The following is a 25,378-nucleotide window of genomic DNA, read 5'->3' on the forward strand; positions in this document are numbered from 1 at the left end:
ACAAGCCGTGGCATCATTGTGAGCTCCCCGTTCGCGGCTACTTAGTGTCCGCAATCCGTTGCATCATGGGTTCGAGAGATACGAACAACTGTTTGCACGGAGGCGAGGCATGAACACATTTTGCAGCACGGTGGGCATCGGTCCCTCGACCGCGCGTGACCCGTCGGATACGGGTCACGTCTACCTCTGCATCGACCTCAAGAGCTTCTACGCCTCTGTCGAATGCGCCGATCTAGGGCTTGACCCCTTTAAGGAGAACCTCGTCGTAGCAGACACGAGCCGCGGCCCCGGCACCATCTGCTTAGCCCTCTCCCCCGCCATCAAGGCCTGCGGCCTTTCGGGCAGGCCACGTCTTTTCGAGATACCGCCCAATATCCGCTACCGGGCAATTAGACCGCACATGCGTCGCTACATGGAGGTCTCAGCGCAAATCTATGGCATATACCTGCGCTTTATTGCCAAGGAAGACATTCATGTCTACTCGGTCGACGAGTGCTTCATAGATGCCACGCCCTATCTGTCCCTCTATGGGACGGATGCCATGGGTCTTGCCCGCATGCTAATGGACGCCGTCCGCGCCGAGACGCGCATCTGTGCCACGGCGGGCATCGGCACCAACCTCTTTCTCGCGAAGGTCGCACTTGACATCCTGGCCAAGCACGAGGAGAGCCACATCGGCATGCTCGACGGCGAGCGCTTCCGTCGCCTGATCTGGTACCACCGTCCCATAACGGACATCTGGCAGATTGGCCCGGGCATCGCAAGGCGCCTCGCGCGCTATGGCGTCTATGACCTCGCCGGCGTTGTACTCATGGACGAGCCTCTGCTCAGGCGCGAGTTTGGCGTCAATGCGCGCCACCTTATGGAGCATGCGCGAGGCATCGAGAATTGTTCAATCGAGCAGATTCAGGCCTATGAGCCAGAGCGACACTCCATCAGTACGGGACAAGTGCTCACGCGCCCCTACACAACGGATGAGGCCCTCACCATCGTCCGCGAGATGGTCGACGAGGCCGTGCTCGATCTCGTGGGCAGTCGCCTCGCCTGCGGGCACGTCTCGTTATGGGTTGGCTACGAGGTTGACCATGCGGAGTGGGAAATCGCGATGATGCGGCGCGGCCCCCATGCAGCCACCTCCCACAAGCTCTCGGCCCACACCTGCTCACGAGAGGCCCTCATGGGTGAGTTGGAACGCATGTACAACGACGTGGTCGACCCTGCCCGCAAGGTAAAACGCCTCACCATCGGCTTTGGTGACCTCGTAAGCCAGGAAGAGGCAGAGGTCACGCTCTTCACAGACCTCGAGGCAGAGGCGGCAGAGCGGCGTCTCGCCGAGGCGGCGCTCGCGGTAAAGAGTAGATTCGGCAAGAACGCGCTCGTGCGTGGCAGGAGCCTGCGCGACGAGGCGACGGGCATGGAAAGGAATGCTCAGGTGGGAGGCCATCATGCATAGGATGTACGCGACAAATGACGCCACGCGCAATACGGACGCTGCACAGTTCATGCCATTTGCGGCCCTCACGGGCTTCGAGGAGCTGGCGGCCGAGCAGGCGAACGCGGGTGAGGCAAGACACACCCTCACGGAGGAACGCACCGAAGAAATATCACGGATGCTCGTGCGCCTACGCAAAGGTGACTTGGTAGAGGCCACCTACTACGGGCGCGACCGCTATCGCACCACGATTGGCAAGGTTCGCCAGGTAGACAGCACATTCCGCATGCTCATACTAATTGGGGAAGGAGGCCAGCCCGACGCGCGCATCCTATTCGAGGACATCTGGAACCTTCGCCCGATGGCGAGCTAGAAATGGTTCCGCCAACTACAGCAGCGCGCGAATCTCCGCAAGCGAAGTGGCGAAGTGGATGCCGCGCTGGCGCTCATGGGTGGAGAGCCCCATCTCGATCATGAGGGCCAGCTGCGAGGCGAGAGAGTCGTAGAAGCCGCCGAGGTTATAAAGGATGCACGGAGCGTCGAGGTGGCCCAGCGCGACTTCACTCATGACCTCCGCGATCTCCTCAAGCGTGCCCGTACCACCGGGGAACGCCACGAACGCGTCGCCAAGTTCAATCATCGTGGCCTTGCGCTCAGCCATCGTGTCGGTAACGATGAGACGTGTGAGCTCATCGTACTGGAACTCGCGCTCGATGAACTCGCGCGGCTCGACGCCCGTCGCCTCGCCGCCCGCCGCGATAACGCTCTGAGCAAGCTCACCCATGAGTCCGCTCTTGGAGCCTCCGTAGACTAGCGCGTTACCAGACTCGCCGATCCACGCACCAAGCTCTCGCACCGCGGTCTTGAGCGCCGGGTCCCTGCCCTCGCTCGCGCCCAGATAGACCGTGATATTCATAAGCGTCCTTTCACAAAAGCAAAGCGGTGGCCGGCTAAAGCGCACGGCCACCGCCTCATCGGAAATCAACGTCGCACCGGCACGCTTGCGCAGGCGATTCGCGCCGGGCCTCGCACCGCGCCACCCCGGGCTCGCCCCCCATCGAACGGTGCCCAGTTCAAGGCGAGCGCGCAGGGCAGTGCCCTCGGCAACTCCGCCGGGCTAGAACGTGACGTTGCCAAACTCATTGAGCGTGAGGTCCTCGTTGTGGTCCACGGCATAGTCAAGGTTCCACTGGCTCGTGAAGAGCAGCAGCTTGCCCCCGCGCATGTCCTCGACGCGGCAGGTGTCGCGCGTGAGGTTGAGGGCGCGGACGGCCTTCTCGTCCATATCGCCATCAATCCAGCGAAGCATCTGGTACGGAAGGGCCTGACGATAGACCTCGACGTGGTACTCGCTCTTGAGGCGCTGCTCGAGGACCTCGAACTGCAGCACGCCCACGACGCCGACGATAACGCTCTCCATGCCGGCGCCAAGCTCGCGGAAGATCTGGATGGCGCCCTCCTGGGCGAGCTCCTCCATGCCCTTCACGAACTGCTTGCGCTTGAGAGTGTCGACCTGCGAAATGCGCGCGAAGTGCTCGGGCGAGAAGGTAGGGATGCCGGAGAAGCGCACGGGAGGCTTGCCGGTGCACACCGTGTCGCCAATGGAGAAGATGCCCGGGTCAAACAGTCCGACGATATCACCAGCATAGGCCTCGTCCACGATGGCGCGATCGTCGGCCATCATCGACGTACCCGTGGCGAGCTTGAGCGAGCGCTCGCCTTGCACGTGGTAGGCGGTCATGCCGCGCTCGAACTTACCCGAGCAAATGCGCACGAAGGCGATGCGGTCGCGGTGGTTCTTGTCCATGTTCGCCTGGATCTTGAACACGAAACCGCTGAAGTCATCACGCGTGGGAGGCACGGGCTCGCCCGTAAGGCAATCCGTATAGGCGCGCGGAGCCGAGGTAAGGCGCAGGAATTCCTTGAGGAACGGCTCGACGCCAAAGTTGGTGAGGGCAGAGCCAAAGAACGCGGGCGACAGCTTGCCGCAGGCGACGGCATCGAGATCCAACTCGTCACCAGCGCCGTCGAGGAGCTCGATGTCGTCCATCAGAGCACGGTGGTTCTCCTCGCCAATCAGCTCGTCCATGGAGGGATCGCCGAGCTCAGCCTCAATCTCTGCGACCTTCTTGGTGGCATTGGCGCGACCCTCGCCCTCAAAGGCGATAACGTGACGGGTCTGGCGATCGAAGACGCCGCGGAAGTTACGGCCGCTACCGATGGGCCAGTTCATGGGATACGTATTGATGCCGAGAACGTTCTCGATCTCCTCCATGAGCTCAAAGGGATCGCGCGCGTCATGGTCAAGCTTGTTGACGAAGGTAAAGATGGGGATGTGACGCAGCGTGCAAACCTTGAAGAGCTTCTTGGTCTGGGCCTCGACGCCCTTCGCGCCGTCGATAACCATGACGGCGGCGTCTGCCGCCATGAGGGTTCGATAGGTGTCCTCGGAGAAGTCCTGGTGGCCAGGGGTATCGAGGATGTTGACGCAGTGACCCTCATAGGTGAACTGGAGCACCGAAGAGGTGACGGAAATGCCGCGCTCCTTCTCGATGTCCATCCAGTCGGAGACCGCGTGCTTCGAGCTGCTCTTGCCCTTGACCGAACCGGCGGTCTGAATGCTGCCGGTGTACAGGAGGAGCTTCTCGGTAAGGGTGGTCTTGCCGGCGTCCGGGTGCGAGATGATCGCGAACGTGCGGCGCGAGGAAATCTGGTCTTCAAGGAAAGACATGCAATTGTTCCTTCATCGTGCGGTTTTGACTCGAACATTGTAGCGAGAAGCAGGGATAACGGCGTGCCGAATGCCGCGCGGCACCCGCAACGCGCCCGTTCGCCCCAGTATCTTCACGTAAGGCGAATCGGCTCGTCAGGCAAGGGCGGCTGTCACCCCGTCAGGCGAGCGGGGCATCTTCCTCAAATGCTATTCCTCGCCACCGGTCGCCCCGGCAGCGCGACGGGCGTAATCGAGATAGCCAGACATGCTGTAGTGGTCCGCCCCATCGCTGGCGGGATTGCCCAAACCGCCAACAACCCCCAGGTAGCCACCGTCGACCTGACCACCATCAGAGTTGACCACAAGAGCATACCAGTGGCCAAACTCATGCTTGGGCTTACGAAGCTGGCAGGCAAGCGTCAGTTTCGTGTCACCCTCCTGGCGATAGAAGGCGCCGGCACGGCGAAGGGTCTCGAGGCGCTCTCCATCCATCCAGAAGCACATAAACGGGGTCTCGAACGCATCCGTGAGGGTGCCCGCCATGCTGTTGTACACATAGCAAAAGAGCGCGCGTTCACGTCCTTGAGCAAGCAGATCAACCTCGGACTCCTTGAGCTTGAACGTCACCGTGGTGATGGCTCCATGCTGGCCCTCCACCTCGCAGACATCCGTGACGGCGGTCTTGACCTGGAAGAAGAACGTTTCCGGCTCCACACCAGGATGCTCAAGCTGCTGCTTGAGGTTAAGGGAGACGACGTCGATGCCCATGTCCGCCGGGGGACGCAGCGCATCGAGCCCATTGCGATAGAGCGAGCTCATCAGCTGGTACTCGCCGGTATAGCCGTTGTAGAGAAGGTCAAAGAAGTCTGACGACACGATATTTCCTCCGGTAAATCAAGAAACGGAATCAATACGGTGCTGGCGTGCCAGCATGACGACGGGACGATTCGGAGCCCACGGTGCTTGCGCATCAGCACGACGACAGGACGATTCGGGGGCACGGTGTTTGCGCACCAGCATGACGGCGCGACTCGGAGCTGGCGGACAACTGCGCGTGGCTGCCAACCAAACCCGCAGCTACAGGTCTTTGATAAAGAAGTGGTCCATCGCAACGTGCCCAGGACTGACCGGATCGATGGCGCAATAGCCAAGCTTCTCGTAAAGGTTGATCGCCGCCTTAAGCTTCGAATGGGTCTCGAGATACAGAGACCTGTAGCCCAGTTCACGGGCGGCCTCCTCAACCAGCCCAACGAGGCGCGTACCCAAACCATGGCCCTTTGCCTCGTCTGCCAGATAAAGCTTCTGCAACTCAGCCGTGCCCTCGAGTGGCAAGAACTCAGCCAGGCCACAGCCGCCGAGCACACGCTCATCGTCATCTACGGCAACGTAGTAACGGCGGCGCGTAGGGTCTTCGTCGTAGAAGCCACTCAGGTGCATGATCTCGGGGTCAAAGAAGGCGGTACCCGGAATGTCGAGCCCGACCGCCGCGAGGTTATCGCGCGCGATGGCGCCCATCGCCTCGTCGTCATCCGCGGTTATGGGTCTGATCGTTATGCCACCCACAAAGCCTCCTAGCAACCAGATTCACTTAGGAACTGATGGTAGCCGATACGTGGCGATCGTTCATAGCCAACAAGTTAGGCACCGTCAGCACGGCCCTGGCCAAGTGCCACCTTGTCACCCATTGCGCCCGGCGTTACCGTGACCCTTACAAGGGAATACCCATGGGAGGCTTTCCCCTTAGAACCCGAATTCGACCGAGGCAACGCATGGAACCCGAGCAACAGTCACGCAGCGACGAGATCCGCGAGCTTCTCAGCGAGCTCCGCGCCCACCTCGCCGCCTTCCTCAAGCGAACGTTTAACATCCGCGAGGGCCGTGCGCCCTATGCCGTCATTCGCAAGCGCTTCGTAAATGGCGCCCGCCTCGATGGCACGCATCTCTGCATCCTCATCGTCGCCATGTTGATCGCCTGCATCGGCCTCGACACCAACTCGGACATCGCCATCGTCGGCGCCATGCTCATCTGCCCGCTCATGGGGTCCGTACTCGCCACGGCTTATGGCATCGCCACGCTTGACCGCCACCTCACAATCGAGGCAGTTGCAGGCCTTGCCGTGCAGATGGCCCTCTGCCTCGTAACCTCCACCATCTATTTCAGGCTCTCGCCCATCGCCTCCACGACTGCCGCCCTGGTCGACAACTCGACACCCACCATCTGGGACCTCGCCGTAGCACTCGCAGGCGGCTTCGCCGGTGGCCTCGGCAACTCGAGAAACCAGGAGCCTGCGACCCTCATCTCGGGCGTTGCCGTGGCAACGGCTCTCATGCCTCCGCTTTGCGCCGCCGGCTACGGCATTGCCATGGTTGACGTCTCGTTCTTCCTCGCGGCGCTCTATGAGTTCGGCATCAACGTCGTCTTCATCGCGCTGGCGGCCGAGGCCGTACTCCTCGCCCTGCGCGTTCCCCTCCATCGCGACCTCAACGACGACGGCGTCGTCGACCCCGAGGAGGCCTGGCTCTCAGACATCCTCTCGCGCAAGGTCCGCCGCTACGTGGTCCTGGGCACCATCATCTTCGCCATCCCCTGCGTCATATTCACGGCGGGCTCGATTGGATCGGCGGACGAAGGCGTCGAGGACGGCTATGGCGCCATGGAAACGACGCGCGAGCTCCAAGCCATTCTCCCGGACTTCGAGAGTTACTCGGTCGGCGTAGACGTCTCCTCAAACGACGAGGCAAACTCGCAGGTCACGCGTGAGATTGTCGCCCACGTAGTCACGGATGACTCCCTTGACGAACGCTCTCGCGAAACCGCCGAGAGGCTCATCCGCCTCAACGTGCCCCAGCTCGACCGCGTGGAATTCACCTCGCAGACGGAGTAGCCCGAACACGACGGGCCGCGACCCCACGCTTCACCGCAACCACCCAGATACGCGCACCAACGAGCAACCGTCCGCCGAGAAGAGCCGCCTGGCCAAATTTGAGCATCAGGCTCTCGAATATTCAAGCGCTTGCTAAAATAATGCAATTCTAGCGTCGGCCTCATTGGAGCCATCATGGATAGTAGCCAGACGAACACTGCTCTTACGCCCCGACAGTCACTTGCCGTGGGCATTACCCTCTTCTCGATGTTCTTCGGCGCTGGCAACCTCATTCTGCCTTCGCCGCTGGCCCTCAAAGCGGGAACCAACTGCTTCCCCGCCATGATCGGATTCCTCATCGCGGGCATCGGCCTGCCCGTCCTTGGCATCGTAGCCGTGGCACTCGCGGGCACCGCCCGCGAGCTCGCCAATCGCGTCCACCCCATCTTCTCGAAGGTCTTCGTCGCCGCGATCTACCTCTCAATCGGCCCGTGCCTGGCCATTCCCCGCACCAGCTCGACCGCGTTCGAGATGCTTATCCCCCTGATCCCAGAGGGCGTCTCCGTCGACACCACGCGTCTCGTCTTCTCCATCGCATTCTTTGCCGTCGCCTTCGGACTCGCCATGCACCCCGGCGCGCTCACGAAGCTGCTCGGCCGTATCACCGGTCCCGCGCTCATCGTCCTACTCGTGATGGTCGTGGGATCCACGCTCATCGCCCCGGCCGGCACCGCCCAGGCGCCGCAGCCGCCCTATGACAACGTCGCGCCCATCCAGGGTTTCCTCGCGGGCTACCAGACGATGGACCTGCTCGCGTCCCTCACCTTCGGCATCATCATCGCCGAGAACATCCAGGCCCTCGGCGTCACCGATTCGCACGGCATCATGCGCGAGGTCTCCCGCGCCGGCGTGGTTGCGGGCGTGCTCATGGCCCTCGTCTACTGCGGCCTCGCCTTCGTGGGCGTGACCTTCGGCTCGGTCATGCCTGACGCCACCAACGGTGCCGTCATCCTCACCGCCGCTGCCACGCTGCACTTTGGCTTTGCCGGCACCGTGATCATCGCTGCCATCTACCTGCTTGCCTGCCTCAACGTGTGCATTGGCCTCATCAGCTGCTGCGGCACCTATTTCTGCGAGAACTTCACTGGCTCCGCGAGCACCGGTGTCGACGAGAATGGAAAGCAGGCTAACCCGACCTATCGCATCTGGGCCGCCGGCTTCGCCATCTTCTCCTGCTTCGTCTCGAACTTTGGCCTCGATGCCATCCTGACGTTCTCCGTGCCGCTACTGAACGCTCTCTATCCCGTTTCGATCTTGCTCGTCCTCATGGGCATGGCGTACCGCGTGTGCGATCGCTTCCCACTCGTTTGGCCATGGGCCATCGGCGTGACAACCGTCGTGAGCATCGCCACGTCCATCCGCGACGCCTTCTTCAAGGGTGCGCCGCTGGTTCTCGACTCTCTGCCGCTCGCAGACATCGGACTCGGCTGGATTCTGCCTGCCGCATGCGCCGCCGTCGTTGGCATCGTCATCTCCATGGTTAGAAACGGGGCAGCCGAGAAGAACTAGCAGGCGCGGCATCGCAGCCCTGGGCGCTACTGCAAGCGGCCAAAGAAGCAAAGCCCGGATCCATCGAGCAAGGCACCATCAGCTCTCGCTGGCGCCAACGCCGACGAGCTCGCTCCGCTGCTGTAGCATGGCAGCGTAAGGGTTTACTTCCTAGGAGGAGTTCGAGATGAAGGTTCTTCTTGTCAACGGAAGCTCGCGCAAAGACGGCAACACCGCGACAGCCCTCGCGGAGGTCGCGCGCACGCTCGAGGCAGAGGGTCTAGAGACCGAGACGCTATGGCTCGGCACCAAGCCCGTCAACGACTGTATTGCCTGTGGTAAGTGCTCCGAGCTCGACAATCATTGCGCGTTCGATAACGACGTCGTAAACGAGCTGATCGAGAAGGCCGAGGGGTCAGACGCCTTCGTCTTTGGCACGCCCGTCTATTATGCGCATCCCTCGGGCCGCATCCTGTGCGCCCTCGACCGCGCCTTCTATGCGGGCAAGGACGCCTTCTGCCACAAGCCCGGAGCCGCCATCGCCATCGCCCGCCGCGGCGGCACCACCGCGTCGTTCGACGTGCTCAGCAAGTACTTCACCATCAACCAGATGCCGGTCGTGGCCTCCACGTACTGGAACAACGTCCATGGATGCACGCCCGGTGAGGCCGTCCAGGACGAGGAAGGTCTGCGCACCATGCGCAACCTCGCCCACAACATGGCCTGGATCCTGCGCTGCATAGAAGCGGGCAAGGCAGCTGGCATCGAAGCTCCCGATGCCGAGCGTGGTCCCGCGACCAACTTCATCCGTTAGGCCATGTCGTCAGGAGCGCACACCCTAGGCACGATCGCCGCCACGCATGCGAAGAGCCACGGCTATCGCCGCAGGTATGAGCACCGAGACGACCAGCGTCACGGTATCACTCAGATGAACGGCGGGAATGCCGACCAGCAGACCAACGCAATACGGGACGAGCCAGATCAGCCACACGCCAACGCTGAGCTTGTGGAAGCCCTCACGGCTCTTCTCGTCGCCACGGAGAAGGACGAAGGTCGCCCAGACGGCATGGAAGAGCATGAGGACGATAGCGAGCGCACCGGTAATCGCATGGAGCGGGGAACCCGCGCCATGCGAGGAACGCGCGATAGAGGCCATGATGGTCGTGCCCGTCGTGTCGCACGCAAGACCGATCCAAAACAGGATGAGATGCTTCTTCTGCAGCGAACCGGCGCGAGCCTCTCCAAAGACGCCGATGGTGTAGAAGACGAGAGCGAGCGTGATTGCCGTGGATGCCGCCATAACCAGTGGATTCATAAGTTTTGAATGCCTCCCATAATCGATTTTTGGCCGGTGAGAGTCTTTCTCTGCCGGCCAAAAAAGATTGTGAGACCGCCGCAAATGAACATCCACCGCGTCTTGTTCATTCCGCCGCGTCATACAGCGCCCTGCGGAGAAGGCCGAAGAGCACCGGGCACCCCTCCGCATCAGCGTGAAGCGCGGCGAGCATGTTGTCGAGCGTGAAACGGCTCACGGCCATCGCGTCGAGGCCCTCGGGCAGATCAGGCACTATGGCATGATCCGCTGCGAACACCTCGGCAAGCCCATGAAGCGCGTGGTCGAGAATCTCGCGCTCGCGCAGGTGGGCGGCGGCTTTCTCGGAAGCGGGAAGTACCACGACGCCGCGCAACCAACGCTCCCTGAAGCGCTCGACCAGCTTGGTCAGCGACGCATAGAGGTCCTCGCAGTAGTCGACGAAGCCCTTGCCGGCATCCAACGTGCAAAACTCGTCAAAGACGGCACGCTTGAAGTAGAGCTCGATGGTTGACGTCGTCAGCTCGTCCTTTGACGAGAAGTGGTTGTAAATCGTGCCGACGCTCACGTGGCTCGCCCGGGCGAGGAAGCGAATGGAAAGCGCCGAGACACCCTGGGTATCAGCGATGCGGTACGCCTCATCAAGAAGCTCTTCTCGAGAGATGACGTTCGAGGTCATGTGACTCCTCCGCTCCGTCAGACAGACCCGTTACCAGCTCGAACACGACCTGACAAACCAATCAACTCGTCGTGCCGACGCCTCCGCCGACTCTCCCCGCATCAGCGTCCTGCTAGCCAATCCTATCCGTTACGAGTTCCTCCGTGCGGAAGATCTTGCTCACCGCAGCCTCGTACTCGTCAACACGCTTCAGCTTTCTCACCGAGCGCTGCACGGAGATGGGGCTGACGAAGAGCTCCTTGGCGTAGGACCACCACTCCTTCATGCGGAACACCGCGTTGCCGCCAATCCGCTCCTCATACGTGTGAAAGAGCACGTCATGGAAGCGCTCGAGCTCATCGGCCGTGGCTGCGGGGCCGCCCTTGATCATGCGCGGGAGAGCGGGATTGCCCACGACTCCCCTGCCGAGCATCACGTGGCGCGTCTCTGGATAGGCGGCAACCAAGCTCTCAACGTCTGCGACGCTGAAAATGTCTCCGTTGTAGGCAACGGGAAACGGCGCCTTCGCCAGCGCCTCGCCATAGGCTTTCCTACGCGGAGTGCCATCGTAGAAGTCCGCCCGTACACGCGGGTGGACGATGAGTTCCGCAATGGGACAGCGACAGTACGTCTCGAGAATCTCCTCGAACTCGTTGTCGTTGGCAAAGCCGATCCTCGTCTTGACGGAGACGGGAAGCGCGGACCTCACGCAGACATCCTGGAGAAACGCCTCGAGGGCGGTGAGATCACGCAGAAAACCCGCGCCACGACCCTTGTTGGCCACGGTTCCCGACGGACATCCGACATTGAGGTTGACCTCGGCATAGCCCATCTCCGACAGAAGCTTCGTCGCCCAAACGAACTCATCGGCGTTCTTGGTCAGGAGCTGGGGCACCACGTCAAGGGCCTCGTCACCCTCCTGACAGAGTTCCTTGGCGTAACGGTTGGCGAACGGGAAGTCGAGCCTGGGAGGAACGAGGAAGGGCGTGTAGTAGCGGTCAAGCTCGCCAAAGCACTCGGCGTACGCCTTGCGAAACGCGTATCCCGTCACGCCTTCCATGGGTGCCAGCGACAAAATCACGTTGATCCTCGTCTCCGTTGCAGCCTAGTCACGAACGCCCCATTATATGCGCGACAGGGTTGACAAAGGGACAGTCCCTTTGTCAACTCTCGGACGGGCGACGAACCTGCAAAAGGGACTGTCCCTTTTGCAGGTTTGGCGGCGCAGCGGACAACGGCGACGTCACGCCGCCCGCTTTCGCTACTTTGCGGCAAGGCTCGCGCGGAGGATGTCGAGGACCTCGTCACGATTGAGAACGTGATAGCCGCCCTCCATGAAGAACGTCGCGTCGGCGATGGCATCGAGGTTGGACTCGTTGGCGCCCAGCTCGGCGATGTTCATGACGCAGCCGATCTCGCGCATCCAGGCCTCCATGGCGGCAAGACCGGCTGAGGCGAGCTCCTCCGTCGTCTTGCCGGACGCATCGACACCCCACACGTTGACGGCAAAGCGCGCGAACTTCTCGAGGCCATAAGGCATGATCAGGCGATAGTACGGCAGCGCCACCGCAGCGAGGGCCATGCCATGGGTGGCATCCGTCACGGCTCCCACGGCGTGACCGATCATGTGGACCTCCCAGTCCTCGGTCTTGCCGCGAGCCACGAGGCTGTTGAGCGCCCAGGTCGCCGTCCACATGATGTTCGAGCGAGCCTCGTAATCCTCGGGATTTGCCACGGCCGCGCGGCTCGAAACAATGAGGCTGCGCATGAGGCCCTCGGACAGGTAATCGCTCGTGTTGTCATCCGTGCCGGAGAAGTACTGTTCGCAGATGTGGCTCATGATGTCGAAGATGCCGGCAACCATCTGGTAGCGCGGCAGGCTGTAGGTGAACTCCGGGTTCAGCACGGCAAAGCGCGGCCAGACGCGGTCATCCGAGTAGACGTGGCCGATCTTCATGCCGCACTCGCGGTTGGTGATGACCGATCCGCAATTCATCTCGGATCCGGTGCCCACCATGGTGAGGACGGAGGCCACGGGCACGACGTCCATATCCGGCGAGGGCTCCTCGGAGCGAGCGTAGTAGACATCCCAGGGATCCTCGCCCTCGGGCAGGTTCTTAGAGACGGCGACCGCCTTCGAGTAATCGATGCACGAGCCGCCACCCACCGCAAGTATGAAGTCGACGTCGTTCTCGCGAGCGATGCGCGCGCCCTCGCGAAGCCTCTGGGCCGTGGGATTGGGCATGACGCCGGCATCCTCGACGACGGTCTTGCCCGCCGCCTCGAGTGCGGCGATGACCTGGTCATATATGCCGTTCTTCTTGATGGAGCCGCCGCCGTAGACGAGCTGGACGGTCTTGCCGTACTTCTCGAGCTCTGCGGCCAGGGCGGTCATGGCATCCTTGCCAAAGATGAGCTTGGTGGGATTGTAGTAGGTGAAGTCTCCAAGCATGGCGACGCTCCTTCTCTCTGGGGCAATCTGGATAACTCTCATGGTTGATTATCCCGCTTCGCATGGCGGGTACGCGATGGCGTGGAAGGGACATAGGGGAACGGCTCGGGAGGGGACGGCACAGTGCACCGCTTCGGTCAACGCCCGACACGATGGCCCGCGATGCGGGAATAATCAGCTGTAGGCTTCCCGTCTCAACCCAATGATTGGAGCACCATGAACATGACCCACGAGCTCGAGCTCTTCATGAAGCCCACTTGCCCCTACTGCATCAAGGTCATGAACTTCATGAGCGAGAACAACATCACCATACCGCTGCGAGACATCGTGGCCGATGAAAGCGCCGCGGAGACGCTGGTCACCGTCGGCGGAAAGCGTCAAGTCCCCTGTCTCTTCATTGATGGCAAGCCGCTCTACGAATCCGGCGACATCATCGAGTGGCTTCGCGACAACGCCCTCTAGCGAGCACGGCGCACCTGAAAAAGGGACTGTCCCTTTTTCAGGTTGCCCGGCGGTCAGGCCAGCGGGAGTTGACAAAGGGACAGTCCCTTTGTCAACTCTACGGGTGACGATACTGGCCGTGAGCTCGCGTTTTATGGCCGCGCTGGATGGCAAACTTGGGGCAGCTGTGTAGGCAACGCAAGCAGGCGGCACATGACGGCTTCACCCATACGGGCCTGCCGCCACGCATCTGGATCGCATCCGTGGGACAACGCCTCGCGCACAGGCCGCAGCCCATGCACGCCTCCGCGTCAACGGTGAACCTGCTCGTGTCCTCGCAGGCTGGAAGGCCGAAGCGGTAGTAGAGCCTCGCGGCAAAGGTGGGCACCGCGCGAAGCCCGTGGCTACCCTTGATGCGACCAGCCACCATATCGACGCACTTGTCGATCCACTCGTCCGCACGGGCATTGACCGCGGCAACCCGAGCGCCGTCTGTCAGGTCAAACATCGGCGTCCACGTGTCCGGCATCTGAACGCCAAATTGCGCCCCAACATCAACGCCCTTCTCGCGCAACAGGTCTGCCGCAAAGCGCGTGGCCTGACCCGAGGTCGTGCCAAACGTCGTGGCGGTGAAGACGTAGGCGCTTGCAGGCACGTCGAAGCTCGCGCGCGCCAGGAAGTCAACCGCGGGCGAAGGCATGCCCCAGCAATAGGTTGGGCAAATAAACCCGAGGTAACCACCATCGTCAACAGCAATGCAAGGGTGCTGTTCGTCCTTATACGACTCAATCGAGACGGCCCTGTCGCCAACGCGTGTGGCGATGGCCTCCGCGACATGGCGGCTATTCCCCGTCGCACTGAAATACAAAATCATACGTCCCCCTCGCGCCATGCGATCGATTTCGCGAGGCCTTCGCGCGGCGCCACGCGATGTCTTCGCGCTGCCCCTCGCGAGGCCTTCGTGCGGCCTCCTCGCCCCGCCTCCATCAGCAAAAGTTGACAAAGGGACTGTCCCTTTGTCAACTAAGGGACTGTCCCTTTGTCAACTCCGCCGCCTGAAAAAGGGACTGTCCCTTTTGCAGGTTTGTTCTGCGCGGGGTGTTCGTTTTCCCGATGCTGAACGGCGGGGGAAGAACATGTGATGCTTCCCCTTAGCTGGGCTTTTTCTCCCGAGATTATGCCACGATGGGCATAGCTGCACGCACCTTGCAGCCACATGTGGATAACGTCAACGGCCGATACGGCGCACTCCTTACATAACCCTGTCGCACGCGTTTCACAGACCATAAACGCCGCGTGCATCATTGTGTTCCATCAGTGCGCACTACCAGGCAATACCCGAGATAAACAGGTGGGATACATGCCTCTTGCTGGCGATAAGAACAACCTGCCGCACTTTCGTCCCGACGGCACCTTTCGCGTCATGCAATTTGCCGACATCCAGGACGTGGCACCCGTAAGCCCAGACTCACTCGCGCTGATGGCAGCCGCGCTTGACGCAGAGCGACCCGATTTCGTCGTCCTGACCGGTGACCAGGTCAAGGGCTACGCTCCCGCATTCCGCCACATGTCTCCGCGGGAGGTCGAGTCCCTCACGCAGCGCACCATCGAGCAGGTGTGCGCGCCCATGGTCTCCCGCGGCATTCCCTTCATCGTCACCTACGGCAACCACGATCGCCAGTGTGGTCTCGACAACGCCGCGCAGGAGGCGTTCTATCACACCCAACCCGGTTGCCTCAACGCAAATGCGTGGGCCGAGCTTTGTCCCGGCACGCTCTGCCTTCCCATCCTCGCCTCGAACGAGAGCGCCGACGCCCGTCTCGCCATCTGGCTCGCGGATTCCGGCGCAGGTGACATCGGCGGCGGCTACGAGGCCTTCCCGACAGAGACGCTCGACTGGCTCACTGGCACCGCAGACCGCCTGGCCGCGGAGAAGGACCACCCCGTACCCGGCATTCTCTTCCAACACATCCCGCTCCCCCAGGTCTACGAGTGCCTCCGCCCGGCCCGCACGGACGAGAAGGGCATCCCTGGCTACAGGACCCACTACACCCCACACCTGAAGCTCGTCTGTGCCGAGAATTACCTTGAGTCCGGCACGCTTCGCGAGCCCGTCTGCTGCCCGGACACAGACTCCGGCGAGTTCGAGGCCCTCTCCAAGCAGGGCAGCTTCCTCGGCGTCTTCTTCGGCCACGACCACAAAAACACGCTGGTCGCACGCTATAGAGGCATGCGCCTTGGCTATGCCCCAACGGCGGGCTTCGGAAGCTACGGCCCCTCGGTCGAGCGCGCAGCCCGCGTTTTCACCTTCTCCGAAAATGACCCAGCCTCCTTCGAGACTCACCTGCTCGACTACCGCACGCTCGTGAGCGCCGAGGCTCCTCACCCGCTTCGCGACAAGATCTCCTCGACGACACCCGTCACCGCCGAGGAGGCTCGAGAGGCCTTCCGCACGCCCGCACTGATTGCGTGCGTGGCCGTCACCACGGCCCTCGCGTGCCGCCTCATCCACTCAATCACCAAACGACGCTAGCCAACAGGAGACAAACATGCAGGAAGCAGTTCAGACCAAGGCGTCGCGCGCCAAGAAGACGCGCAGCCTGACCAGCCTCGACTGGAGACGCACCATCCTCGTGACGCTCCCCTTCATGGGCGCCCTCACCTTCTGGCAGGCCTACGACGGTCTCATCCCGCTGATGCTCAAGAACACGTTTGGCCTTGGCGACACCGCAACGGGCTTCTTCATGGCGCTCGACAACATCCTCGCGCTGTTCATGCTGCCGCTGACCGGCTACCTGTCTGACAAGCTCGACACCAAGTGGGGACGCAGGACGCCCTTCATCGTGGTCGGCTCGCTCATCGCGGCGCTTCTCATCCCGATGATCGCCATCGCCAACACCTGGAAGAACCTGCCGTTGTTCATGGCGGTCCTCGTGCTGACGCTGCTCGCGCTCTCCACCTACCGCGCACCCTCCGTCGCCCTCATGCCCGACGTCACGCCGCGCCCCGTCCGCAGCAAGGCCGACGCGTTCAACTCCCTCATGGCGGCAGTCGGCGGCGTGTTCATCCTCGTGGCAATCTCGGTGCTGGTTCCCGCCGTTGACAACCCGGACTATCGCCCCGTCTACTTCGTCATCTCCGGCATGGTTATCCTGACAACCATCATCTTCGTCGTCTGTTTCAACGAGCCCAAGGAGGTCGCGGCCATGCACCGCGAAAGCGCTGAGCTGGGCATTCCCGAGGAGGAGATTGACGCGTCCGACGAAGGCGGCAAGGAGCGCGAGACCAATCCGGCGATTCGCAGGTCTCTTCTCTGCGTGCTCGTCTGCGTCTTCCTCTACTTCATGTCGCAGAACGCCATCTCCAGCGGCTTCTCTCGCTACGCCGACGCGGTCTGGGGCATGCAGGGCGGCAGCTACGCCATGGTCCAGACGGCGGCGACCCTTGCTGCCCTCGTTGCCTACATGCCGATGGCCTCGGTCGCCTGCCACATCGGCCGCAAGCGCACGACCTACATCGGCCTCGTCTTCATGGTCCTCGGTTGCGTGCTGATCTCGCTCAGCACGACCTTCTCGCCCATCGTCTACCTCTGGACGATCCTCTTTGGCATCGGCACCGCAACCGTCTCGCTGACCATCTACCCGATGATCGTCGAGCTTGCGAGCACGCAGACCACCGGCAGGTACACAGGCTACTACTACACCGCGAGCACGGCCGCCCAGGTCATCACGCCGATCCTCTCTGGCGCCGTCATGCAGTTCGTGGGTTACGCGCAGCTCTACCTCTACGGCGCCACTTTTGCCGCACTCGCGATCATCCCCGTGCTGTTCGTACGCCACGGCGACACGCTCACCATGGGCGACGTCCGCGAGCGCCAGGCGAGCTGGGAGGCCGAGCACACCGAGAAGGGCGAGTAGCGACCGCTCGGCAGCCAAAGACTCTCCCATGGGTCAAACAGATTCGGGACGTCACCCAACGGCGGGTGGCGCCCCGTTTTTTACCTACGCTCGCAGATATCGTCCGGTGACACTAGCCGGATTCGCCGCTACCTCACTAGGCGTGCCGCAAGCGACGATACGGCCGCCCTGCTCGCCCCCTCCAGGTCCCATGTCTATCACATAGTCCGCATTGGCAATAAAGTCCAGGTCATGCTCAATGACGACGACCGTGGCGTCCTGCTCCACCAGGCGCTGGAACACGCCGAGAAGGACCTCGACGTCGCACGGGTGCAGGCCGATCGTGGGCTCGTCAAACACGAAGACGGCATCCTCCTGGCCACGGCCCATCTCGCTCGCGAGCTTAAGGCGCTGGGCCTCTCCGCCAGAGAGCGCGGGCGTCGCCTCGCCAAGCGTGAGATAACCCAGCCCCAGGTCATGGAGGGTCTGGAGCTTCTCGTGGGCGCGCTTGATGTCCGCAACGTGCGGCAGGGCCTCGTCCACGGAGAGCGCGAGGAGTTCCGGCAGGCTGAGACCAGCACCGACGACGCCCCTCTCCGCCCTGCGAATACCGGCAGCGCGGTCGCCATACCTGCGGCCACGGCAATCCGGGCAGGCGATGTCCACGTCCGGCAAGAACTGCACGTCAAGAGAGATCTGGCCCGTGCCGTCGCAGGTAGGGCAGCGGAGGCTGCCCGTGTTGTACGAGAAGTCGCCAGCCTTGAGGCCGAGCTCGCGCGCTGCGTCCGTGCGCGCGTAGGCACGGCGCAGATCATCGAGCACGCCGCAGTACGTGGCCACCGTCGAGCGCACGTTGACGCCAATCGGTGTGGCGTCGATGAGGTTCGCCCGGCGGATCCCCTCGGCATCGAGCGTCATCACGTGGGCGGGAAGCGTCTCTCCTGCCGCGGCCGCCGCGAGCGCCGGTATGAGCGTCTCGAGCACGAGCGTAGTCTTGCCGGAGCCCGACACGCCCGTCACGGCGACGAGACGCCCGCGCGGAACGTCCACCGAGAAGGGCCTCACCGTATGGAGACCGGTTGACTCAAGGTGAATGCGACCCAGGTCAAACATGGTGTTCGCGCTTGCCTGACACCTCGCCGCAACGCGCTTCCCGCCCACGAGGTATGGTCCTATGAGCGACCTCGGGTCGCGGGCCACCTCGGCCACGCTTCCCTGCGCCACCACGCGCCCGCCACCTGCGCCTGCCTCGGGACCCATCTCGATGATATGGTCCGCCGCGGCGAGGATCCTCGTGTCGTGGTCGACCATCACGACGGAGTTGCCGTCGGCGATGAGGTCGCGCATGACGCCGAGAAGGCCATCGACGTTCGCGGGATGCAGGCCGATCGAGGGCTCGTCCATCACGTAGAGCACGCCCGTGGTGCGGTTGCGCACGGATCGCGCGAGCTGCACGCGCTGGCGCTCGCCGGTGGAGAGCGTCGAGCCCGCGCGGTCGAGCGAGAGGTAGCCGAGGCCGAGCTCGAGCAGGCGGCGTGCCGTGCTTTTGAACGAATCGCAGATAGATGCCGACATCGGGCGCATCTCGGCGGGAAGGCTCTCCGGAACGCCCGCCACCCACTCGTCGAGCTCCGCGAGCGTCATGCGCGTGGCCTCGGCGAGGTTGATGCCACGCACGAGGGGCCCGCGCGCCGCGGCGGACAGGCGCGTTCCTCCGCACTCCGGACAGGGCGCCTCCACGAGGTACTTCTCGACGCGCCTGAGGCCCTTCTCGTCCTTGGCCTTGGCAAGGGAGTTCTCGACCGTGCGCACGGCGTTGTAGTAGGTGAAGTCAAGCTCGGCGAAGTCGTCAGTCTTCTTGGACTTATAGAGGATGTGGCGCTTCTCGGCAGGGCCGTCGAAGACCATCTCGCGCTCCGCGGGCGTAAGCTCGCAGAACGGTACGTCCGTGCGCACGCCCATAGCGCCGCATACCTGCTTCATGAGATCCCACATGAGGCTACCCCACACCACCACGGCACCTTCGTCGATGGTCTTGGACTCGTCCGGGACGAGCGCTGCGCGGTTGACGGTGCGCACGATGCCCGTGCCGCTGCAGGCGGGGCAGGCTCCGCCGCTGTTGAACGCGAGGTCCTCCGCACCCGGGCCGAAGAAGCTCTCGCCACACTCGGGACAGACGAGGGGTAGCTCAGCCGCGACGTTGAGCGACGGCGGCACATGGGCGCCGCAGTGCGGACATGCGTGGCTTCCCACGCGCGAGAAGAGCAGGCGCAGGCTGTTGAGCAGCTCGCTTGACGTACCAAACGTCGAACGAACCCCAGGTACGGCAGGTCGCTGATGGAGGGCGAGCGCCGCGGGCACATAGCGCACGTCATCGACGCTCGCCTTGCCCGCCTGCGAGATACGCCGGCGCGTGTAGGTCGAGAGCGCCTCGAGGTAGCGTCGCGAGCCCTCGGCATAGAGAACGCCGAGCGCCAGTGAGCTTTTGCCGGAACCCGATACGCCCGCGATGCCCACGAGCTCGCCCAGCGGGATGTCGACGTCGACGTTCTTCAGGTTATGGACGCGGGCACCCCGCACCTCGATGTGGTCGATCTGGGTCACGCTGCCCCCTCAGACGGCATTGCCAACGGTTGCTATTGTCCCCCACTCAGGAGAGCGGGGTGCGGGAAGCTGCCTCCCCACACCCCGCATCATCAAATCCGGAAATCATGTTCGCCGCCCTGCTGGCGGCAGTGACAGCAGGCCTCGTGGCGGCCGCACCGCCTGGTGGCAGCCGCAGCCCCATAGCAGCGGCAGCGACTTTAGTGGCAGCCGCAGCCGCAGCCCTCGTGGCCCTCGCCGTGACCGGCACCGTGGCCACCGCAGCCGCAGCCCTCGTGGCCATGCTCGTGACCCTCGTCGTGGCCATGGCCGTGACAATCGCAGGTGGCACCCTCGACCTGCTCGACCTCGCCGGCGAGGAACGCCTCGACGAGCGCGTCACAGTCGCCGGAGCCACCGGCATAGATGGTGATCCCAGCCTGGTTCAATGCGTTGATAGCGCCGCCGCCGATGCCTCCGCAGATGAGCGTGTCGACGCCGCCCTCCGCCAAGACACCCGCGAGGGCACCGTGCCCGGCGCCGTTGGAGCTCACGACCTCCGCGGAGACGACCTTGCCCTCCTCCACGTCATAGATCTTGAACTGCTGGGTCTTGCCAAAGTGCTGGAAGACGTTGCCGTTATCGTACGTGACCGCAATCCTCATGATGCCCTCTCCCTTTGCCGGCCAAGGCTCGGCGTCATTGCAAGAAGCTGACGCATAGGCGACGTTGCCGCCCGCGATAACGAGGCGGCGACCATTGACCAGGGCGTCCGCGGTCTTCGCGCGAGCGCGCTCGCAGATGGCGGCGATCGTGGCGCGGGCAACGCCCATGCGCTGCGCAGCCTCCGCCTGACTCAGGCGCTCAAGATCAACGAGACGAAGAACTTCAAGCTCATCGACGGTCAACGTGAGGTCATCACCGCTCGCCAGGCCGTCGGGAGAGAAGCCGAGGTACTCGGGTTCGATCCCAACACTCCTGACCTTCTGATGACGTCCTGCCATATGCTCCAGCTCCATTCCTGACATATGTCAGGAAATACATTACGCCCACAAAGCTAGATTGCAAGCTATTTCTGGCATACGTCAGAAATAGCAGGACGCGCGGACTGCTGCCGCGGGACTGTCGTGTCGCGCGGGCTGCCGCCGCGGGGTTGTCGTACCGCGCGGTGGGCCGCCGCACTGAATCGTCCACGGACAACCCCACGGAGCGGGCCCGCCGCGCGCCCCGTGTGCCTACGCAAGCCCCAGCAGCATAAACACCATATGGAACAAGAACGCCACCAGCCAGGCAACCGTCACCTGCAGGGTGAAGACCGCAGCGGCGGAGCGCCCTCCGAGCTCGGAGCGAACGGTGCCAATGGCCGCCACGCACGGCGGATAGAGCAGCGTGAAGACGAGGAACACAAAGGCGGTCGCCGGTGTGAACAGCTCGGACAGTGTCGCGACCGAAGTCGAGCCAAGTAGCACCGTCAGCGTCGAGATCACGCTCTCCTTGGCGATGAGGCCGCAGACGAGCGCCGTGGAGACGCGCCAGTCGCCAAACCCAAGCGGGGCGAGCGCGGGTGCGATCAGGCCGCCCAGCTTGGCAAGCATGCTGTGCGACTGGTCCGTAACCACGTTGAAGCGAATGTCGAACGTCTGGAGGAACCAAATCACGACAGACGCCGCAAAGATGATGGTGAACGCCTTGGTGATAAAGCCCTTCGCCTTATCCCATGCGAGCATGAACGTCGTCTTGACGCTGGGGAGACGATAGTTGGGAAGCTCCATGATAAAGGGGACGGGCTCGCCTTTGAACGCGGTGTGGTTGAGGATCACCGCAACGACCATTCCAACGATGACGCCCAGCACATAGAGCGCGACCATCGCGGCGACCGTCGCATTGGGGAAGAACGCCGCGCAAAGCAGGCCGTAGACCGGCAACTTTGCTGAGCAGCTCATGAAGGGCGTGAGCATGACCGTCATCTTGCGGTCGTGCTCGGACGGAAGGGTGCGCGTGGACATGATCGCCGGGACGCTGCAGCCAAAGCCCACGAGCATCGGCACGAAGCTGCGCCCGGAAAGGCCAAAGCGACGCAGGAACTTATCCATAACGAAGGCCACGCGTGCCATATAGCCCGAGTCCTCGAGGATCGAGAGCAGGAGGAACAGAACCACGATGATGGGCAGGAAGGAGATCACGCTACCAACACCCGTGAGCACGCCATCGACCACCATCGAACGGACGACCTCATTCGTGCCAAATGCCGCAAGCGCCACGTCCGCGGCCTCGATACACGCGTCGACGAGGTTCTCGAGCAAACCCTGCAGCGCCGCGCCGACCACGCCAAACGTGAGCCAAAACACGAGCGCCATGATGGCGAGAAACGCGGGAACCGCGGTATAACGACCCGTGAGTACACGATCGATTGCCACGGAACGCTTGTGCTCGCGACTCTCCCGCGGCTTGACCACGCAGGCGCTGCACACGCTCTCGATGAAGGTAAAGCGCATGTCCGCAAGGGCGGAGAAGCGATCCGTGCCGGACTCCTCCTCCATCTGGCGAATGACGTGTCCGATACCCTGCAGCTCGTTCTCGTCAAGGCCAAGGGCCTTGATTACGAGCTCGTCCCCCTCGACAAGCTTGGTTGCCGCAAAGCGAACGGGAATCGACGCGGCACGCGCGTGGTCCTCGATCAACTTGGCGATGCCGTGGATGCAGCGGTGGAGCGCGCCGTGGTCGGGCGCGTCCTCGGAGCTCGAGCAGAAGTCGACGCGGCCGGGGCGCTCGCCATAGCGCGCGACGTGCATCGCATGCTCCACGAGCTCGTCGATACCCTCGTTCTTGGCGGCAGAGATGGGAACCACGGGCACACCGAGCAGGCTCTCGAGCAGGTTCACGTCGATGGTGCCGCCGTTGGCAGTGACCTCGTCCATCATGTTGAGCGCGATGACCATGGGACGGTCGAGCTCCATGAGCTGGAGCGTCAGATAGAGGTTGCGCTCGATGTTCGTGGCATCGACGATGTCGATCACGGCGTCGGGGTTGGCGTCGATGATGAACTGGCGGCTCACGACCTCCTCGCCCGTGTAGGGCGAGAGCGAGTAGATGCCCGGAAGGTCTGTGACCGTTGCCTCGGGGTGGTTGCGAATCTGTCCGTCCTTGCGGTCTACCGTCACGCCGGGGAAGTTGCCGACGTGTTGGTTCGAGCCGGTCAGACGGTTGAAGAGCGTGGTCTTGCCGCAGTTCTGGTTGCCGGCGAGCGCGAAGGTGAGGGGCTCGCCCTCCGGCACCGCCTTGGTCGCGCTGCGGGGATGCACCCCCTCACCCAATGCCGGGTGAGCCGTAGCACCCGTCTTGGGAGCGACGCGCGGAGCGGTGTCCGTATCATGCACGCCAACGAGCTCAATCCTCGCGGCGGTGTCACGGCGAAGCGTGAGCTCATAGCCGCGCAGGCGAATCTCCATGGGGTCGCCCATGGGGGCATACTTCATCATCGTGACCTCGGTACCGGGCGTAAGGCCCATATCGAGGATATGCTGGCGGAGCGCCGCGTCATCCGCAGACACCGACGCGATCACCGCGTCCTTGCCAATTTCAAGCTCATCGAGTTTCATCTTCCAGCCTCCCGGCACAGCATGATAGCGCGAGCAAGGTCCGCCTAACCACGGGCGGCGACAGAGTCGCCTCCCTCGCCGCCATGCCTACCAGCGGCGGAGCCACTCCCCCATCGAGCGACCCATCTCGGCCATGAAACCGCTCGTGTGCTTACGCGTGTAGATGTCACAGACGCGCTCTCCTGCCTCCGTTGCATGCGGGCGGAACATCGCGTCCATCTCCGCGACCTGCGCGTCCATCTCCTCCGGAGTCGCCCGGTGATAGCGCTCTCTCATCACGAGGTTCTTCACCGGATGTCCAATGGCGGGGCGCTCCTTGGCGGGAGTTCCCAGGATGAGCATGCTAAGGGGAAGTGTGTGCGGCGGCAGGCCAAGGAGCTCAGAGACCTCCTCCGCGTGCTCGAGGATGTCGCCAACGTAGCAGCTACCGAGACCCACGGCCTCGGCAGCGATCACGGCGTTCTGCGCGGCGCACGCGGTGTCCTGTAGCGCGAGTCCCAACTCGCCAAGGCCCGGCTCGCGACGCGGCGCCTTGCCCGTACGCTCCGCGAATTCATCCGTGAAGCAGCCCACGTGTTCGAACAGGTCGATCCACTTGACGTAGTCGGCAACGAACAAGAGCGCCCACGGAGCATGCGAAATCATGGGCTGGCCGTCGCACAGCACGCAGAGGCTGTCGAGCGTCGCCTGCTCGCGGACGTCGATGATCGAGTACATCATCATGGCACCGGCGGAGGGCGCGCGGCTCGCGGCATGCAGCACGGCAAGCCTCTGCTCGTCCGTCACGGGAATGGCGCGACCCTCGGCGTCCTTGGCGAACGAACGCGTGGACGAACGCCGCTCGATCGCAGCGAGCACGGGATTCCCCGATACAGGCGCCTCGTCGTTACCCACCGGCATACCACCGATGTCCATCGCCCCACTCGACGTCGCAGCAGCACTGTCGTCCATAGCCATCACGCATTCGCCTCCGTATATCCGCGGGCGGCATCGCGGCCACCCTATATCATTACGTAGAGTACTCCCATAAATACCAAAAGGAGAGGCCATGCGCATCGTCGAAATCATCTTTAGCCCCACCGGCGGCACCGAGAAGGTCGCCCGCGCCTTCGCCGAGGGTTGGGAGGGCGAAGTCAAGACCATCGACCTCGCCGATACCGAGAAGGACTTCTCCGCCTGCGTCGTCGACGAGGATGACCAGGTTCTTATCGCCCTGCCCTCCTTTGGCGGCAGGGTTCCCACCATCGCCACGGAGCGCCTGAGCCGCATCGCCGGTAACGGCGCGGCGTGCACCCTCATCTGCGTCTATGGCAACCGCGCGTTCGAGGGCACCCTGGCGGAGATGGAAGACACTGCCAAGACTTGTGGCTTCAACGTCGTCGCCGCGGTGGCGGCCATCGCCGAGCACTCGATCTTCCCCCAGTTCGCCACCGGCAGGCCCGATGCCGCCGATGCCGCGCAGCTCAGGGGCTTCGCCAGGCGCATCGCCGAGGAGGCGACGGACATGCCGGCCATTCCCGGCAATCGTCCGTACAAGCAGGGAGGCCGCGGCGGCCTCGTCCCCCAGCCCACAGACGCATGCGTCGGCTGCGGCCTCTGCGCGAGGGAGTGCCCCGCGCAGGCGATCGACACGGAGAGCTTCGCCGCCAACCCTGAGACTTGCATCGGTTGCATGCGCTGCCTGAGGATCTGCTCCGTCAACGCCAGGGAGGTCAACGCCGCGACCGTTGCCGCCAAGGCCGAGGAACTCAGCCCCATCTGCGCCCTGCGAAAGGAAAACGAGCTGTTCCTGTAGGAGCGATGGCCCTCGCGACGCAGCGCTGCGTGAAGAGCAGATGCCGTGGCTCCTACGCTCGCGCCGCGTGGCGCCCAGTTCTTTG

General features: G+C 63.1%; 22 protein-coding genes. 9 read left to right on the forward strand and 13 right to left on the reverse strand.

Annotated elements, in window-relative coordinates; genetic code table 11:
* The first annotated feature begins 109 nt into the window (after nt 1-109).
* On the forward strand, nt 110-1,453 hold the full coding sequence (locus tag ACTQ1Z_RS05090; protein ID WP_441859252.1) for a Y-family DNA polymerase: 1,344 nt from the start codon (nt 110-112) through the stop codon (nt 1,451-1,453).
* Nucleotides 1,446-1,805: a YolD-like family protein gene (locus ACTQ1Z_RS05095; RefSeq protein ID WP_320679711.1), complete on the forward strand. Its 360-nt coding sequence runs from the start codon at nt 1,446-1,448 to the stop codon at nt 1,803-1,805. The genes ACTQ1Z_RS05090 and ACTQ1Z_RS05095 overlap by 8 nt, the downstream gene beginning before the upstream one ends.
* A 15-nt stretch (nt 1,806-1,820) precedes the next feature.
* On the opposite strand, the gene ACTQ1Z_RS05100 is transcribed toward ACTQ1Z_RS05095, so the two are convergent.
* From ACTQ1Z_RS05100 to ACTQ1Z_RS05115, 4 genes are all read right to left on the reverse strand, one after another.
* The gene (locus ACTQ1Z_RS05100) at nt 1,821-2,348 is read right to left on the reverse strand and encodes a TIGR00730 family Rossman fold protein (protein ID WP_320679712.1); all 528 of its coding nucleotides are present in this window, start codon (nt 2,346-2,348) and stop codon (nt 1,821-1,823) included.
* Between the two features lie 201 nt (nt 2,349-2,549).
* On the reverse strand, nt 2,550-4,163 hold the full coding sequence (locus ACTQ1Z_RS05105; protein ID WP_441859255.1) for a peptide chain release factor 3: 1,614 nt from the start codon (nt 4,161-4,163) through the stop codon (nt 2,550-2,552).
* Nucleotides 4,164-4,352: 189 nt separating this feature from the next.
* Nucleotides 4,353-5,021 carry a hypothetical protein gene (locus ACTQ1Z_RS05110; protein ID WP_441859258.1) on the reverse strand — a complete coding sequence of 223 codons (669 nt, stop codon included), beginning with the start codon at nt 5,019-5,021 and terminating at the stop codon, nt 4,353-4,355.
* 201 nt (nt 5,022-5,222) lie between these two features.
* Nucleotides 5,223-5,708, reverse strand: a complete 486-nt coding sequence (locus ACTQ1Z_RS05115; protein WP_320679715.1) for a GNAT family N-acetyltransferase — start codon at nt 5,706-5,708, stop codon at nt 5,223-5,225.
* Nucleotides 5,709-5,914: 206 nt separating this feature from the next.
* Between ACTQ1Z_RS05115 and ACTQ1Z_RS05120 the strand changes: the two genes are divergently transcribed.
* The 3 genes from ACTQ1Z_RS05120 to ACTQ1Z_RS05130 all read left to right on the forward strand — a co-directional run bounded on the left by ACTQ1Z_RS05120 (nt 5,915) and on the right by ACTQ1Z_RS05130 (nt 9,371).
* Nucleotides 5,915-7,030 carry a DUF389 domain-containing protein gene (locus ACTQ1Z_RS05120; protein WP_320679717.1) on the forward strand — a complete coding sequence of 372 codons (1,116 nt, stop codon included), beginning with the start codon at nt 5,915-5,917 and terminating at the stop codon, nt 7,028-7,030.
* Nucleotides 7,031-7,204: 174 nt separating this feature from the next.
* Nucleotides 7,205-8,578, forward strand: coding sequence for a branched-chain amino acid transport system II carrier protein (gene brnQ, locus ACTQ1Z_RS05125; protein WP_441859262.1), 1,374 nt, complete (start codon nt 7,205-7,207; stop codon nt 8,576-8,578).
* 166 nt (nt 8,579-8,744) lie between these two features.
* The gene (locus ACTQ1Z_RS05130; protein ID WP_320679891.1) at nt 8,745-9,371 is read left to right on the forward strand and encodes a flavodoxin family protein; all 627 of its coding nucleotides are present in this window, start codon (nt 8,745-8,747) and stop codon (nt 9,369-9,371) included.
* A 24-nt stretch (nt 9,372-9,395) separates the two neighbouring features.
* Here the strand turns inward: ACTQ1Z_RS05130 and ACTQ1Z_RS05135 are convergent, their stop codons facing one another.
* The 4 genes from ACTQ1Z_RS05135 to ACTQ1Z_RS05150 all read right to left on the reverse strand — a co-directional run bounded on the left by ACTQ1Z_RS05135 (nt 9,396) and on the right by ACTQ1Z_RS05150 (nt 12,979).
* Nucleotides 9,396-9,872 carry an HsmA family protein gene (locus ACTQ1Z_RS05135; RefSeq protein WP_441859265.1) on the reverse strand — a complete coding sequence of 159 codons (477 nt, stop codon included), beginning with the start codon at nt 9,870-9,872 and terminating at the stop codon, nt 9,396-9,398.
* A gap of 106 nt (nt 9,873-9,978) precedes the next feature.
* Entirely contained in the window at nt 9,979-10,548 is a 570-nt protein-coding gene (locus ACTQ1Z_RS05140) for a TetR/AcrR family transcriptional regulator (protein WP_441859268.1), read from the reverse strand.
* A gap of 112 nt (nt 10,549-10,660) precedes the next feature.
* Nucleotides 10,661-11,608 carry a tRNA dihydrouridine synthase gene (locus tag ACTQ1Z_RS05145; RefSeq protein ID WP_441859271.1) on the reverse strand — a complete coding sequence of 316 codons (948 nt, stop codon included), beginning with the start codon at nt 11,606-11,608 and terminating at the stop codon, nt 10,661-10,663.
* A 180-nt stretch (nt 11,609-11,788) separates the two neighbouring features.
* Nucleotides 11,789-12,979: an iron-containing alcohol dehydrogenase gene (locus tag ACTQ1Z_RS05150; RefSeq protein ID WP_441859273.1), complete on the reverse strand. Its 1,191-nt coding sequence runs from the start codon at nt 12,977-12,979 to the stop codon at nt 11,789-11,791.
* Between the two features lie 216 nt (nt 12,980-13,195).
* Here ACTQ1Z_RS05150 and ACTQ1Z_RS05155 point away from each other — a divergent pair, with 216 nt between their 5' ends.
* Nucleotides 13,196-13,441, forward strand: coding sequence for a glutaredoxin family protein (locus ACTQ1Z_RS05155; protein ID WP_320679883.1), 246 nt, complete (start codon nt 13,196-13,198; stop codon nt 13,439-13,441).
* Between the two features lie 97 nt (nt 13,442-13,538).
* On the opposite strand, the gene ACTQ1Z_RS05160 is transcribed toward ACTQ1Z_RS05155, so the two are convergent.
* On the reverse strand, nt 13,539-14,294 hold the full coding sequence (locus ACTQ1Z_RS05160; protein ID WP_441859277.1) for an EFR1 family ferrodoxin: 756 nt from the start codon (nt 14,292-14,294) through the stop codon (nt 13,539-13,541).
* Nucleotides 14,295-14,780: 486 nt separating this feature from the next.
* Here ACTQ1Z_RS05160 and ACTQ1Z_RS05165 point away from each other — a divergent pair, with 486 nt between their 5' ends.
* The gene (locus ACTQ1Z_RS05165; RefSeq protein ID WP_441859279.1) at nt 14,781-15,953 is read left to right on the forward strand and encodes a metallophosphoesterase family protein; all 1,173 of its coding nucleotides are present in this window, start codon (nt 14,781-14,783) and stop codon (nt 15,951-15,953) included.
* Nucleotides 15,954-15,969: 16 nt separating this feature from the next.
* The gene (locus tag ACTQ1Z_RS05170; RefSeq protein ID WP_441859282.1) at nt 15,970-17,337 is read left to right on the forward strand and encodes an MFS transporter; all 1,368 of its coding nucleotides are present in this window, start codon (nt 15,970-15,972) and stop codon (nt 17,335-17,337) included.
* Between the two features lie 84 nt (nt 17,338-17,421).
* On the opposite strand, the gene ACTQ1Z_RS05175 is transcribed toward ACTQ1Z_RS05170, so the two are convergent.
* The 4 genes from ACTQ1Z_RS05175 to ACTQ1Z_RS05190 all read right to left on the reverse strand — a co-directional run bounded on the left by ACTQ1Z_RS05175 (nt 17,422) and on the right by ACTQ1Z_RS05190 (nt 24,455).
* A complete protein-coding gene (locus ACTQ1Z_RS05175) occupies nt 17,422-19,920 on the reverse strand; it encodes an excinuclease ABC subunit UvrA (protein WP_441859285.1) in 2,499 nt (832 codons plus the stop codon).
* Nucleotides 19,921-20,120: 200 nt separating this feature from the next.
* Nucleotides 20,121-20,903: a DUF134 domain-containing protein gene (locus tag ACTQ1Z_RS05180; protein ID WP_320679877.1), complete on the reverse strand. Its 783-nt coding sequence runs from the start codon at nt 20,901-20,903 to the stop codon at nt 20,121-20,123.
* Between the two features lie 231 nt (nt 20,904-21,134).
* Nucleotides 21,135-23,498: a ferrous iron transport protein B gene (gene feoB, locus ACTQ1Z_RS05185; protein ID WP_441859287.1), complete on the reverse strand. Its 2,364-nt coding sequence runs from the start codon at nt 23,496-23,498 to the stop codon at nt 21,135-21,137.
* Nucleotides 23,499-23,585: 87 nt separating this feature from the next.
* Nucleotides 23,586-24,455 carry a nitroreductase family protein gene (locus tag ACTQ1Z_RS05190; protein WP_441859290.1) on the reverse strand — a complete coding sequence of 290 codons (870 nt, stop codon included), beginning with the start codon at nt 24,453-24,455 and terminating at the stop codon, nt 23,586-23,588.
* A 91-nt stretch (nt 24,456-24,546) separates the two neighbouring features.
* Between ACTQ1Z_RS05190 and ACTQ1Z_RS05195 the strand changes: the two genes are divergently transcribed.
* A complete protein-coding gene (locus ACTQ1Z_RS05195; protein ID WP_441859293.1) occupies nt 24,547-25,293 on the forward strand; it encodes a 4Fe-4S binding protein in 747 nt (248 codons plus the stop codon).
* The last annotated feature ends 85 nt before the right edge of the window (nt 25,294-25,378 follow it).

Source organism: Parolsenella sp. LCP21S3_E11, from assembly GCF_052118165.1.
GTDB lineage: Bacteria > Actinomycetota > Coriobacteriia > Coriobacteriales > Atopobiaceae > Parolsenella.